General features: G+C 69.4%; 9 protein-coding genes and 1 pseudogene. 8 read left to right on the top strand and 2 right to left on the bottom strand.

From position 1 onward, the window contains the following. The 6 genes and pseudogenes from ACFC09_RS07495 to ACFC09_RS07470 form a co-directional block, all read left to right on the top strand. Positions 1-183, top strand: a pseudogene (locus tag ACFC09_RS07495) (ABC transporter ATP-binding protein); the annotation flags it as partial. Continuing rightward, positions 183-1,541 (top strand): ABC transporter permease, encoded by a 1,359-nt coding sequence (locus tag ACFC09_RS07490; RefSeq protein ID WP_376524716.1) that lies wholly within the window; start codon positions 183-185, stop codon positions 1,539-1,541. The pseudogene ACFC09_RS07495 and the gene ACFC09_RS07490, both read left to right, overlap by 1 nt. Before the next feature lie 447 nt (positions 1,542-1,988). Further along, on the top strand, positions 1,989-2,165 hold the full coding sequence (locus ACFC09_RS07485; RefSeq protein WP_376524715.1) for a hypothetical protein: 177 nt from the start codon (positions 1,989-1,991) through the stop codon (positions 2,163-2,165). Positions 2,166-2,719: 554 nt separating this feature from the next. Then, the gene (locus tag ACFC09_RS07480) at positions 2,720-3,496 is read left to right on the top strand and encodes a polysaccharide lyase family 7 protein (protein ID WP_376524714.1); all 777 of its coding nucleotides are present in this window, start codon (positions 2,720-2,722) and stop codon (positions 3,494-3,496) included. A gap of 147 nt (positions 3,497-3,643) precedes the next feature. Continuing rightward, positions 3,644-4,516, top strand: a complete 873-nt coding sequence (locus ACFC09_RS07475) for a prephenate dehydratase (RefSeq protein ID WP_376524712.1) — start codon at positions 3,644-3,646, stop codon at positions 4,514-4,516. 195 nt (positions 4,517-4,711) lie between these two features. Beyond that, the gene (locus ACFC09_RS07470) at positions 4,712-6,856 is read left to right on the top strand and encodes a SpoIIE family protein phosphatase (protein WP_376524711.1); all 2,145 of its coding nucleotides are present in this window, start codon (positions 4,712-4,714) and stop codon (positions 6,854-6,856) included. A gap of 53 nt (positions 6,857-6,909) precedes the next feature. On the opposite strand, the gene ACFC09_RS07465 is transcribed toward ACFC09_RS07470, so the two are convergent. Beyond that, positions 6,910-7,254, bottom strand: a complete 345-nt coding sequence (locus ACFC09_RS07465) for an ArsR/SmtB family transcription factor (protein WP_376524709.1) — start codon at positions 7,252-7,254, stop codon at positions 6,910-6,912. A 214-nt stretch (positions 7,255-7,468) separates the two neighbouring features. Between ACFC09_RS07465 and ACFC09_RS07460 the strand changes: the two genes are divergently transcribed. Together ACFC09_RS07460 and ACFC09_RS07455 are read left to right on the top strand one after the other, a co-directional pair. Beyond that, a complete protein-coding gene (locus ACFC09_RS07460) occupies positions 7,469-8,644 on the top strand; it encodes an MFS transporter (RefSeq protein ID WP_376524707.1) in 1,176 nt (391 codons plus the stop codon). 216 nt (positions 8,645-8,860) lie between these two features. After that, positions 8,861-12,313 carry a phosphodiester glycosidase family protein gene (locus ACFC09_RS07455; protein ID WP_376524706.1) on the top strand — a complete coding sequence of 1,151 codons (3,453 nt, stop codon included), beginning with the start codon at positions 8,861-8,863 and terminating at the stop codon, positions 12,311-12,313. Positions 12,314-12,633: 320 nt separating this feature from the next. Here the strand turns inward: ACFC09_RS07455 and ACFC09_RS07450 are convergent, their stop codons facing one another. Next, positions 12,634-13,434 (bottom strand): GNAT family N-acetyltransferase, encoded by an 801-nt coding sequence (locus tag ACFC09_RS07450; protein ID WP_376524705.1) that lies wholly within the window; start codon positions 13,432-13,434, stop codon positions 12,634-12,636. Positions 13,435-13,584 lie beyond the last annotated feature (150 nt).

Here is a 13,584-nt window from a genome sequence, read left to right as displayed (position 1 = left end):
GTGGACGAGGCCGGTCCCCGGCAGGACGGCGGCGTACTCGTCGTCCGCGCACTGGTGCCCGCCCTCGACGACCTGGTGGTGAAGCTCGTGCAGTCGGGTGTCGCGCTGCGCGAACTCGCCCCCGTCATCTCGCCCCTCGAAGCCGCTTTCCTCGCCCTCACCGACCAGCAGGAGGCCAACTGATGACCGCGATAGCCGCCACCGGCGACGTCGCTGCCGCGCGCCGCGTCCCCGTGACGCGCGGCTACCGCTTCGAGCTGGTCAAGCTCGTCTCGCAGTGGCGGATCCGCCTGCTGGTACTGGCCTGCTGGATCGCGCCCGGGATCTTCGTGACGGCGGTGAGCCAGCAGAGCACGCTGCCCACCGACACCCTGTTCGGCCGCGAGATGCACGCCACGGGATGGGCCGGACCGCTGGTGCTGCTCGGTTTCGCGGGCACCTGGGCCCTCCCGTTGCTGACCTCGGTCGTCGCCGGCGACGTGTTCGCCTCGGAGGACCGGCTCGGCACCTGGCGCCACCTGCTCGTGGCGGTCCGCTCGCCGCGCCGGATCTTCCTGGCGAAGACGCTGGCCAGCCTCACCGTGATCCTGCTGCTCGTGGTCGGGCTCGTCGCCTCCAGCGTGGTCGGCGGGCTCGCGTCCGTCGGCAACCAGCCGCTGGTCGGTCTCGACGGCCATCTGCTGTCACCGGGAGACGCCGCGACCGGCGTCCTGCTCGCCTGGGCCTGCGCCCTGGCCCCGACCCTGGCGCTCGCCGCGATCGGGCTGCTCGGCTCCGTCACGCTGGGACGCTCCCCGATGGGGCTGCTGCTGCCCGCACTCGTCGCACTGGCGATGCAGCTCGCGCAGATGCTTCCGCTGCCCGTCGCGGTGCGCCTCGCCCTGCCCGGCTACGCCTTCATCTCCTGGAACGGCCTGTTCACCGAGCCGGGGCAGCTCGGCCCGCTCCTGACCGGCATCGCGGTCAGCCTGGTCTGGGCCGTGACCGCGACCGTACTGGCCTACCTGCTCTTCGTGCGCCGCGACTTCACCAACCTGACCGACGAGGGCTCGGGCCGCCGGGCGATCCTCGCCGGAGCCCTGCCGCTCGCCGGCCTGATCGCAGTGGCGGTCGCGGTTGTCGCCGCGTCGACCGGGGCCACCGGCTCCGGGATCGACAAGGACAAGGTGCAGCGCTCGGTCGCCACGGCCTTCGCCCACCTCTACCGCCAGCAGACCGATCAGCTCCACCGGCCCGCCGTCACCGAAGCGCAGCTGAAGGCAACGGCGGCCTGCGACAAGGGCAGCATGGACGCCGCGGCCGAAGGTCCGGGCAACGACTGGCACTGCGTCGTCTCCTGGAATCTTCCCGGTGTCAAGGTCACCGGACAGGCCATCTACCAGCTCGACGTCGCTTCGGACGGGCGCTACGTCGCCGACGGGGACGGGCCGAAGGAAGTGAACGGCTACTTCCTGCTGCGCACCCCGACCGGGGACGCGCCGAACCCGCTGTGGCAGTTCGACGGCAACGTCGAACTGCTCCCCTCCGATCACCAGGGATGACTCCCCGACCGCTACGGCGCCCGGCCGGCCGCAGCGCCACGCCCTGCTGACCTGAGCGCAAATCCTCCTCCGGGCCCCTGGCCGACGCATTCCGTCGCCAGGGGCCCCTTTGCGCCCCGTACTCCGCGCACCGGGACCGGCCGCCGGCCAGGATGTTGCCCGTCGACACACCGTACTGGCGGTTCTACCGGCTCTCCCCCGGCTGACCGTCGCCGAGGCGGCGACCCGGTACGACGGAGACGACCCCGGGACCTTTCCCGAACGCGGGCGGCCGGAAGCTGATCGGACGCGTGTGGTCGGGAGGGGCTATTCCTTCTCCTGGCGTGAAATGGTTCACGCATATGTGACGGAATGACGGCTTCGTCGTTGGCGCTTTCCCGATCACTCACGTGATCAACCGACAGGCGTGCGCCGCCCCCAGGGAGCCGCGCACCGACGGGAGCAGTCTTGAAACGACCTGAACCCACCCACGAGCCCGCTCGTCTGCGCCGCGTCCGGATCCCCGGTACGGTGATCGCCCCGCCCCGCCGGTCGCGCCCGCGCCCGCGCCCGCGCCCCGAGAACGTCACCGGCGCGAACGCCGCCGCCCCGGCCACCGACGTTCCCCGGACGACCGATGAGTGACCGCTGCGCCGGTGGGGCGGACCGCGCGGCCGGGCCCGAACCTGCGCAGTCCGGCTCGCCGTCGAGCATGCGGCGGTTGTGCTCCGCCACGAGGACAGGAGGCCGCCGCCCGTGACGTAACAGGCCGGCGCAGTCGACGACGGGGGCATCGCCCGCCCACAGGCAGGGGCACCGCACCCACCTTGTTGACAGGTTTGGTTCAGACCTTTACGGTCACCGCACGCCACCTATTCACAGGTACGCCCGTCATTCATATATGTGAAGACGCCTTCCCTCACCGTCTCCTCCAGACGAAAGGCTGATCACATCCATGAGCCGACACTCCCGTCGTTGGTACCGCCGCTACGCGGCAGGCAGCGAACTCACCACGGCACACCTCTCCTTGACCACAGGTGTCGGCAACACCACGGAGTCCGGCTGACGTTCCGGTCCGCCCATCGCGACCGCGACCCCCCTGTTCCGGCCACCCCGCCGCCCACCGCTCCGACGAGGACCGGGCCGGCCGGAAGCACCGCAGCGTCTTCGCCGATCACCCCGGCTGAAAGGAGCCTCCCGTGATCCGCTCCAAAGCTCTGGCCACGACCTCCGTCGCGGGCCTCGTCGCCGCCCTGACCCTGCTGAGCGCAACCGAGGCCGGTGCCGCGGACCCCGGCAAGGCGCCCGGCGGCAACTTCGACCTGTCCGTCTGGCAGCTCCAGGAGCCCGTCGGCTCCCCCGGAAAGCCCACCACCATCCCGTCGTCCCGGCTCCAGGGGGCGAACGGCTACCAGGACGACTACTTCTACACCGACAAGCGCGACGGCGCGATGACCTTCTGGGCGCCCGAGAAGGGCGTGACCACACCCAACTCCAAGTACGCCCGCTCGGAGTTGCGGGAGATGAACCGCAACGGCAGCGCGGCCGACTGGCCCCTCCAGGGCAATCACCGGCTGAGCGCCACCCTGCGCGTGGTCTCGGTGACCTCCAACGTGTGCGTCGGCCAGATCCACCTCGGCTCCGGGGGCAGCTCGACCAAACCCCTGGTGGAGCTCTACTACCGCGCCGGCGGTGACATCGTGGCCGGCATCGAGAACTCGCCCGACGGAGGACAGACGCCGCACACGGTGGGGCACGTCGCCATCGGCAAGACCTGGACGTACACCATCGCCGTCTCCGGCGGTCGTACCATCGATCTGACCGTCAACGGCAGCACCACGCACTACACCATCCCCACCTCGTTCGACCCGTACAAGCAGTACTTCAAGGCCGGCTCCTACAACCAGTCGTCCTCCGACAGCACCACGAAGGGCGCACGCGTCGCCTTCTACGGGCTGACCGTCTCCCACGGATGACGGCCACGAGGGTCCGGCGCCGACGCGGAACCGGGCCCTCCGGAGTCTCTCGTTGTGGACAGCACGCCCGTGACCGGCACCGGCTGGCTACGGTGGACCTTCCACCGAACGACGACCCAGACTCCCCCGGCTGAAAGGTGACACAAGGTGACGATCGTCGCATATCAGGGCGAACCCGGCTCCAATTCGGCGACCGCCACCCAGATCCTGTACCCCGCAAGCAACGAGCTGCCCTGCACCGGCTTCGAGCAGGCCCTGGACGCCGTGACCCTCGGCACCGCCGACCTGGCGGTGATCCCGGTGGACAACTCCGCCGCCGGACGGGTCGCCGACGTCCACCGCCTCCTCCCGGAATCCGGCCTGTTCGTCATCGCGGAGTACTTCCTGGCCATCCGCTTCGACCTCATGGGCGTCCCCGGAGCCGCACTGAGCGACGTGGAATGCGTACGCAGCCACGTGCACGCGCTCGGGCAGTGCCGGAAGGTGCTGCGGGAAGGCGGCTGGCGCACACTCGTCAGCGACGACACGGCGGGGGCGGCCCGCGAGGTCGCGGAACTGGGCGACCTGCGGCACGCGGCGCTCGCCCCGCCGGCGGCCGCACAGCGCCACGGCCTGGAGGTGCTGCGCGCCGGCGTCGAGGACGACCCGGACAACACCACGCGCTTCATCGTCCTCTCCCGTGAGTCCGCCGTCCCGCCACTGACGGCCGAGCCGACGATGACGAGCCTGTTCTTCGCCGTACGCAACATCCCGAGCGCCCTCTACAAAGCGCTCGGCGGTTTCGCAAGCAACGCGGTCAACCTCACCAAGATCGAGAGTTATCAGCTGGGCGCCGGTCTCAACCCAAGCTGTTTCTACGTCGAGGTCGAGGGCCATCCCGACGCGCCGGGCGTCGCGCTCGCCATGCAGGAACTGCGTTTCTTCTCCTCCGAGGTGCGCATCATCGGCGTGTACCCCGCCCACCCGCACCGACTGCGGGAAACCGCCCCTGACGGATTCCCCGGCGATCCGACTCGCTGAGGCGTGATCCCGGCCGGTGCGGATTCCTGACGTCGCGCCGCGCACTGACGGCGACGCGTTCCGTCCGGCGACGGCCAGGCGCGTGTCGCCGGCCGTTTCACCGCTCTGTCCGCGAACCGGTGCGCGCCGACGTGTGCGCTGAAACGCCGACATCGCTAAAATGGATGGTCCGTTCCCCACCCGCTGGCAGGCACCATGGACGACGGCCACGGTATCGACGCCGAGGGAACCCCCACACCTGAGGACAGCATCCGACACGCTGCCGAGGTGATGCTTGAAACCGTGCACCGACTCGGGGCGAGCAGCTCGGCGATATACCTCGTCGACGAACTGGAAACGACGCTGACCCCTGCCCTCGTCGTCGGCGGACCCATTTCATTGTTCATCACGCCGGACCATGTCTCGACGTCCGACGAGCGCTATACCCTGGCAACCGCTTTTCAGGCCAGACGTCAAATGGTAAGGGATTTCCCGGGAGCCGCGGCACGCAATATCACCATTCCCTTTCCTTATCTCGTGGCAGCGACTCCGATGATGCGCGAATATTCCCCCAATGCAATTCTCACGTTCGTCTGGACCATGCCGAAAGAGCGACGGACGATCACCATCGAGGACACCGAAATCTGCGCTGCCACGGCTGAAGGACTGAGGCACGAGAAGGGACTTTTCACCGCACTGGCGGAGACTCCCAATCCGCGCTTCTTCCTGGCTTCCAGCGGCGACGAGTCGAGGGACGCGACGGGCACGTCGTGGCTCTTTCGGACGCGCACACTGGAGTCGGCGCTGTCGGGGGCGACGGGACTCAGGGACGTCGTCAGCGCTGTCATAGAGCGCATGGCCCGACCGAGCGGCGCGGAGAAGATGGCCCTCATGTCCGTCGAGGGACACCGGGTGCGGGTGGTCGGCCAGAGCGGCTTCCCGCAGACGATGACGCAACCCCTCTTGGAGGCCAGGGAAACCGGCCTGGACCTGCCGGTCACGGGGCGTGGCCTCTTCCACGAGACCGAGAAGAGCGTCCGGGCGTCCGGGCTGAGCCCCGGGCTCAGGACCGGCCTCCGGGCGGCCGCCGTGCTGCCGCTGCTGAGCGGTGAACGGACCATCGGGGCCGTACTGCTCGGTTTCACACGCCCCCACCCGTTCTCCGCGGAGGAGCGAGCCTGGCTGGTCACCATGGCCGATCTGGTGTCGGCGGCATGGGAACGGGCGTGCCTGTTCGACGCCTCGCAGGCGACGGCCCAGGAGTTGCAGCAACGGCTGCTGCCCAGGCGCCTGCCCCAACTGACCGACCTGGACATCACGGCCCGCTACTTCTCGGCCTCCACCAGCGCGACCGGCGGCGACTGGTTCGACGTCCTGGCACTGCCGGACGACAAGGCCGGTCTCCTGGCAGGCGACGCCGAGGGCCACAACGTCGCGAGCGCCGCGCTCATGGGCCAGGTCCGCACGGCGTTGCAGGCGTACGCGGCCGAGGGACACGGTCCCGCCGAGGTGCTCACCCGGGCCAACACCCTGCTGTGGCAACTGGGTGCGGACAGGTTCGTCACCTGCTGCTGTGTCTGGGTCGACCGCATCCAGGGGACGGCGGAGATCGCGTGTGCCGGGCATCCCGGTCCCTTGATCCGTACCGCGCAGAACGACGTCTTCGCACTCCACGAGGAGCTCATCGGACCGCCGCTCGTGGTCGCGGAGAACACGGTGTACCAGGCCACGCAGGTGACGCTGCGGACCGGGGCCACGATTGCGCTGTTCACCGACGGGCTGGTGCACTCCCATTCGCCGGACTACTCCACGGGTCTGGCGGAGATCTCCGGACTGCTGTCCACGTCACAGGGATACCTGGAGGACATCGCCGACCGCATCTGCGCCCGTGCGGCAGGGGCACGGTACCGCGAGGACGACGCCGCCCTTCTCCTGGCCGGCTACCGGGACACCCTGCCGACCGTCGGGCACCGCGTGGTGCATCTGCGGGTGGACCGGCACGACCTTGAGGCGCCGCGGAGGGTGCGCCGGTTCGTGCGGGACCAACTCGACGCGTGGGGCTGGGGTTCGAGGAGCGACGAGGCCGAACTGCTCGCGACCGAGCTGGTGACGAACGCCCTGGTCCACGCCGACAGCGACGTCGACCTCTGGCTGCGCGAGCACCCGGACCGCATCCGGGTCGACGTCTGCGACTGGGACCCCAGGCCGCCGGTCCCGGCCCCGATCACCTTCACCGAGGAGTTCGACAGCGAGGCGGAGCACGGCCGGGGCCTGCTGATCGTCGAGGCCCTGGCATCGTCCTGGGGCAAGGCCCCGCGCGGACGCGGCAAGTCGGTGTGGTTCGAACTGGACCAGCCCTGAACGGGTCGCCCACACGGGCCACCACCCACCCGACACCGACCGCCCACCCCCGCTCACCGGCCGGAGACGACCTGCCGCCCCTGCGGAATGACGAGGTCGAGCAGTCCGGGGAAGCGCACGTCGAGATCGTCTCGGCGTAGTCGGTTCAGGCGCCTGGTGCCCTCGTCGCGCTGGCGGATCACGCCCGCTTCGCGCAGGACTTTGAAGTGGCCACTCTGGGTGGATTTGCTGACCGGCAGCTCGAACGTCGTGCACGCCTGTTCACCCTCGGGTCCGAGGTCAGCGAGCCGTACGACGATAGCCAGCCGGACCGGGTCACTGAGGGCGGCCAGCACGGTGGTGAACCGCAGTTGGTCGCGTTCGGGGTGGACGAGCTCTGTCGCGGTGCGGCTGGCCATGCCCACAGCATACTGCGCAATGTTCGACACTTCCGAACATCTGCTATGTTCGCATTTCCCGAACATGATGCCGGAGGAACGGATGCCACTCAGGCGCCTCACTGCCGCCCACGCCGACCGACGACCACAACTCGCCCGCCGGGCCCTGCGCTCCGGTCCGCCGCCGGATTCGCGTGGGCAATCGACCCCAGGCCGGCGATGGCGGTTCTGGGCCATGGCCTACACGTTGTTGATCCTGCTCACCGGCACCAATCTGCCCACGCCGCTGTACCGGGGCTACGCGGAACGTTTCGGATTCTCACCTCTGTTCGTCACGCTGGTCTTTGCCGCATACGTGGCCGTACTGATCCCTTCCTTGTTGTTCGCCGGGCCAGTCGCGGACGCGGTGGGCCATCGCGGCGTGCTGTTTCCCGCGGTCGTCGTGGCCGCCCTGGGATCACTGGCCTTCGCCCTCGCCGAGACCACGTGGTGGCTGTTCGCCGCCCGCGTCCTGCAGGGCCTGGCACTCGGAACGGCATCGGGGCCGCTCACCGCGGCGCTCACGGAACTCGAACCGACCGGCGACCACCGCAGAGCGGCCCTGGTGTCCACCGTTGCCTCCGTCGGCGGTCTCGGGCTCGGCCCGGTGCTGGCCGGACTGCTCGCCCAGTACGCCCCGGCCCCGAGCGTCCTGCCCTTCGCGGTCGAGATCGTCTTACTGGCGCCCGCGGCGGCTGCCGTCCTCGTCCTTCCCGCATCCCGCTCCAGGCGGCCGTGGCGCTCCCGCCGCCCCGAGATTCCCGGCACCATGCGTACGGTGTTCGCCACGAGCGGGGCGGCCGCCTTCCTGGCGTTCGCCGTGATCGGACTGTTCCTCACTCTCGTCCCCACGTATGTGGCGACTCTCTCGGACAGCGACAACCTGCTTCTGGGCGGTGCGGCCGTGGCGCTGATGCTGACTTGCTCCGCCCTCGCCCAACTCATCGGCCACAGCGCGCCGGCGCGGACCCTGGAGTTGCTCGGTCTGCCGCTGCTGGCCGCCGGGCTGGTGCTGCTCGCCGTCGCGGGCGGCTCCGCCTCCCTGATTCTGCTGCTCACCGCGATCGTGATCGCCGGCACCGGTCAGGGCCTCGCGTTCCTCGGCAGCCTGACCGCGGTCAACCAGGCGGCGCCCGCCGACCGCCGGGCCGGCGTGCTGTCCGGTTTCTACGTGATCGTTTACCTCGGCGTCGGCCTCCCCGTCATCGGCGCGGGTTTCCTGGCCGCCTCCGCCGGACTGCTCGCCGCCGTGCGGTACTTCGCCCACGGCATCGCCCTGCTGTGTCTCGTGGTGCTGTTGCTGCTCGCTCGGGCACACCGCCGCCTACCGGTCGCGCCGCCACCGGCCCCTGATGACGCCGCCGTCGGCTGATCGGAGTTCCGTCCGTCGGATGTGCGCGGTGCCCTCTTGAGAGTCTTTTCAGCTCATGAAAGTTGATTTTTGCTGCAACTTGACCAAATGCGGTGCTGGGGAAGTGCTGATGGTCATCTGCGTCACCCGGAACGGAAACCTGTGATCCGCCGGACAGGTGTGCGGTGGCTGTGTGCGCCGGGTTCACCGGCGCACACGTCTGTAAGGAAAGACGCAATGAGACTTCGTGCACAGAGACCCGCGGGGGTCCGCGTTCGCCGTACCGCGCTGGTGACCGCGGCTGCGTTGGCGCTCGCCGGTGCCGTGACCGGCACGCAAGCCGCCTTCGGTGCCGCCGGTGCCACGGCCGCGGACAGCCGTCCGGCGACGGGCCGGAACTGGCTTCCGGACACACCGGAGAACTGGCCGCAGGTGGTCGACTACACCCGTACGCCGGCCGAGACGGTCACTCACGGTCTGCAGCACTACAGCGAAACCTATGACACCGTCGGCGGCCGGCAGCACATCCAGGTGCTCAAGGCCGACCTCGGCGACCCGAACCTGCGGGTCGGCACGGTGGAGGCCGGCAACACCCTCACCAACCCGGCGGACGAGACCCCGTCGTCGATGGCCCACCGCACCCACGCGGTGGCAGGTGTCAACGGAGACTACTTCGAGATCCACGCGAGCGGACGCCCGCTCGGCGGCATCGTCTCCGACGGGCACATGCTGAAGAGTCCCAAGCCGGGCTTCGCCTCCCAGTTGGGCATCAAGCCCGACGGCAGCATGGTGATGGGACCGGAGACCTTTTCCGGGACGATCACCGACGGTTCCGCGACCCACTCGCTCACCTCGGTCAACACCGTCAACGACATGGCCACCGGTGGCATCACCGAAGTCACCCCTGACCTCGGCGAGACCCCGGATCTTGCCAAGGCGTCCACTCTGGTGCTCGGCCACGCCACTGACGGCGGCTTCGTGGTCGACGGCGTGCAGACCGGCGTCACCACGGTGCCGCGGCTGACCACCGGTCAGCTCGGTCTCCTCGGCGCGGGCGACGGCGGACAGTGGCTGGGTGACAGCCTGCACAGCGGCGACAAGGTGGGCATCACCACCCGGCTCTCACCCGATAACGGTGTCACCCAGCTGGTCAGCGGTGTCGACACGCTGGTGCAGGACGGCAAGGTCTACAAGGATCCGACCGGTACTCCGCCGAGCGGCGCCAACCCGGAGACCGCCGTCGGCATCACCAAGGACGGCAAGCACGCCATCGTCGTCGCCGTGGACGGCCACGGCGGTGCCTCCACGGCCTTCGGCGTGACGTCGGACCAGGTGGCCGGCTACATGGTCGCCCACGGCGCGTACTCCGCGATGCTGTTCGACGGCGGTGGCTCCACCACCATGGTCAGCCGCGCTCCCGGCGCGGACCGGGCCGACGTCGTCAACACGCCCTCCGACCTGCCCGGCAACACCGAGCGTCCGGTCGCCAACGGCATCTTCTTCTACTCCACCGCCAAGCAGGCCGGAAAGGCCGTCAAGGTCGTGGTGAACGGCGGCAAGACGGTCACCACCGTCAACGGCGGCTCGATCCCGCTCCCGGTGTACTCCCTCGACAAGCTGGACAACCCGGCGGCCGGCCAGGTCCAGGTGCGGATCGAGCCCTCGAACCTCGCCACGTACGAGAACGGCAAGCTCACCCCGCACCGCACCGGCACGGGCCGGATCATCGCCTCCGACGGCAGGGCCTCCACCTCCGAGAAGCTGGAGGTCGTCAGCGGCCTCAAGTCCCTCACGGTCTCGCCCGGCCAGGTGGACCTCGACAACGGCGCCACCCAGCAGCTGGCCCTGTCCGGAACCGCCAAGGACGGCGCCACGGTGCAGATCCCCGCCGAGGCGGCCACCTGGAAGGTCACCCCGGACGACCTGGGCGGCGTCGACGCGCACGGCCTGTTCACCGCGGACGCCGAGAACGGCGGTCTCGCCGGGGTGAGCGCGACGGTCGCGGGCACGACGGCCGGGACCTCCATCGCCGTCGGCAGCGTCACCAAGACCATCGACCCGATGACCAGCACGGACGTCTGGCAGCTCAGCAACAACACCACCGGCCGGCCCGCCGCGCTGACCGCCGACCCCGGCGTGGTGCCCCCGGGTTCCACCGCGTCGGGATCGCTGAAGCTCGACTACTCGATGCCGGCCGGTTCCGGTGTCAAGCAACTGGTGCTCTCGCCGAAGACCACCCTGAAGACCGACACGAACAACGGCCAGGTCCCCACCGGAATCGGTGTGTGGATCAAGGGTGACGGCAACGGTATCGAGCTGGCCGAGAAGTACATCGGCGTCAACGGCTCCTCGACCACCCTCTACCCGACCACCGTCACCTGGAAGGACTGGCACCTGGCGGTCGCCCAGCTGCCGGCGGGCATGCAGTTCCCGCTGACCATCAGCTTCATCGACTTCCTGGCAATCAGCCCGAGCACCTCCTACAGCGGCTCGCTCAGCCTCGGGGGCCTGGAGGCGCTGTACTCGCCGCGGCCGGTCACGACGCCCGCCTACCAGGCCGTCCCGCAGAACCCGAAGTGGCTGTCCTTCGAGGAGGACTCCGCCGACTTCGCCAAGCGCGGCACCACCCTGCTCAGCGGCGACGACGCACACATGCTCGCCAATGACCCGGGCTCGGTCAGCAGCAACGTGATGGACTCGATCGCGGGGCGGCTGCCCACCCTCACCCCGCAGGCCGAGCCGGACGCCGCCCAGTTCCTCGGCGACATGTCCGACGACGGCAAACTCGCGGACCTGCAGTTCGCCAAGTCCAAGATGGACGCCCTCGGGATCCCCGAGCGGGACATCGTCGGCAACCACGAGATCACTCAGGGCGCCGACTCCGAGAACGGCAACTACAGCGCCACCTTCGGTGACACCCACTACGCCTACACCGAGGGCGCGGCGCGGCTGATCGTCACCGACAACTCGCACGGCAGCCTGCAGTCCTCGGACCCCTTCCAGGATCCGGCGGGCGAGCAGTACCCCTGGCTGGTCAAGCAGTTGACGGACGCCACCGCCAAGGACGTACTGGTCATCACGCACATGCCCGCGTACGATCCGCACCCGGCCGCGAACAGCCAGTTCACGGACCGCTGGGAGGCGCAGATGTATCTGCGGCTGGTGCAGCGCTACCAGGAGACGCACCCGAAGCAGCACGTGATCATGATGTACGGTCACGCGCGCGGCTTCTCCGAGCAGATCCTGAACCCCGAGGGGCAGAGTGTGACCACCGCCGAGGGGGGCATCCCGCAGTTCACCTTCGCGGACCTCGGCATGCCGGCCTACGCCCCGGCAGACCAGGGCGGCATCTACCACTTCGGTCTGATTAGGATCGGTGACGACGGCAACCTGCAGTACTCCGTCGAGCCCGCGCTCGCGTCGATCGGTGTCAAGGCCCCCACGGACCCGGTCGACAAGGGTGCCCACGTCACGGTGACCGCGACCGGCGACCAGGTCGCCGGTGACAACATCGCTCCGCTCACCATCCCGATCGCGGACCCGGCCTCCCACGTCTGGACCTCCAGCAACCCCAAGGTGGCCTCGGTGGACCGTGCCACCGGAGTCCTGACCGCCCACCGCGCCGGCACCGTCACCGTCTCGGTGACCTCCGGCGGTGTCACGGGCAGCGCCAAGGTCACCGTCAAGTGACCTGACCCATGGCAGGGTGCCCGAGCGACTTCGGGCACCCCGTCGGTGTTCGTGTCAGCACGACCGATGGGCGGCAATCCCCTTATTTCCCGGCACGGTGCCGGGGTTCTCCGACGCCGGATTCACCCCCGTGATCGACTGGGTGATCCCGGACCGCGCACAACTGGACTTCTTCGTCTCTCTCCTGTCGGCTCGGCAGGTCCTGTTCGTCGTTCTGGCACCGGGCATCGACCACAGGTCAGTCCCGCGAGCCACAGGTCAGGTCCTCCAGGCCCTTGGTCAGTCCGGCAGGCCGTTGGTCAGTCCCGCAGGCCCGTTGGTCAGTCCCGCAGGCCGTAGAAGTGGATCGGCGAGTTCGGCTCGAAGCCGATACGCGGGTACACGGGAGCGCCGGCGGCGGTCGCGTGCAACGTGGCGCGGGTCAGTCCGGTGGCCCTGGCCCCTTCATAGAGCGCCTTGCGGGTCACTGCCTCGCCGTAGCCCCTGCGCTGCCACTGCGGGTGGGTGGCGACGAGTACGACGAAGAGGCGGCCCGCCGCCTCGACCGTGCCGGCGCAGGTCACCGGGACACCGTCCCGCAGGCCCAGGTAGGCATGGACCTCGTTCTTCCACCGTGCCGATCCGGCGAGCCCGTCGCGGCCCGTTTCCAGGGGGAAGCCGTAGCCGCGCGAGTTGAGGTCAGCGTAGGCGCGCAGGTGCTCGTCGGTCGTGACACGTACGAAGGTCAGATCGGGGTGGTCAGGTTCGGGGATCGGGAGCAGGTCACCGGCCATGCCCGTACCGGCGAAGGCGTATTGCAGGCCGGCCCGCTCGGCCGCTGTCTCCAGTGCCGGGCGGGCCTCGTCGTCGAGCAGGTCTTCGAAGACCCACAGGAAACCCTGGTGCTTCTTCGCGCGCATGATGTCCGTCGCCTGGCCGAGCCGTCGTCCGAGGAGGGCCGCGTCCGTGCCCACGTCGGTCAGGGTGACGCAGTTCCAGAACGCGAACCGGCAGTCGGCCCAGCGGACGGCGATACCGGGGAGGTCCCGGACATCGGCGCCGGCGTCACGGTCGAGCACCATGGCACGCCAGACCACGGCGAGTTGCTCCACCGATTCGACGGACTCCGCACGATCAGTCACCCGTAACTCCCACATGTTGTCGAGCCGACGGAAACTCCTGGTCAAGTAGTATCCGACTCCGGCGGCTCCGCGCCGGTGGTTTCCTCCGTACGGCCTCGTCATTCGGGGTGTCCCGGTCGTGCAAGGGGCGCGGGTCGACCGGAATGCGCC

The organism is Streptomyces sp. NPDC056161, from assembly GCF_042268025.1.
Classification (GTDB): domain Bacteria; phylum Actinomycetota; class Actinomycetes; order Streptomycetales; family Streptomycetaceae; genus Streptomyces.
The sequence above is the reverse complement of the archived record's forward strand: the minus strand, read 5'-3'. Positions and strand labels throughout refer to the sequence as shown.

Excerpts from the sequence above, each read along its gene's own strand:
- ACFC09_RS07465 (WP_376524709.1), bottom strand. The coding sequence starts at position 7,254 with ATGGCCAGCCGCACCGCGACAGAGCTCGTCCACCCCGAACGCGACCAA.
- ACFC09_RS07470 (WP_376524711.1), top strand. The coding sequence starts at position 4,712 with ATGGACGACGGCCACGGTATCGACGCCGAGGGAACCCCCACACCTGAG.
- ACFC09_RS07490 (WP_376524716.1), top strand. The coding sequence starts at position 183 with ATGACCGCGATAGCCGCCACCGGCGACGTCGCTGCCGCGCGCCGCGTC.
- ACFC09_RS07460 (WP_376524707.1), top strand. The coding sequence starts at position 7,469 with ATGGCCTACACGTTGTTGATCCTGCTCACCGGCACCAATCTGCCCACG.
- ACFC09_RS07455 (WP_376524706.1), top strand. The coding sequence starts at position 8,861 with ATGAGACTTCGTGCACAGAGACCCGCGGGGGTCCGCGTTCGCCGTACC.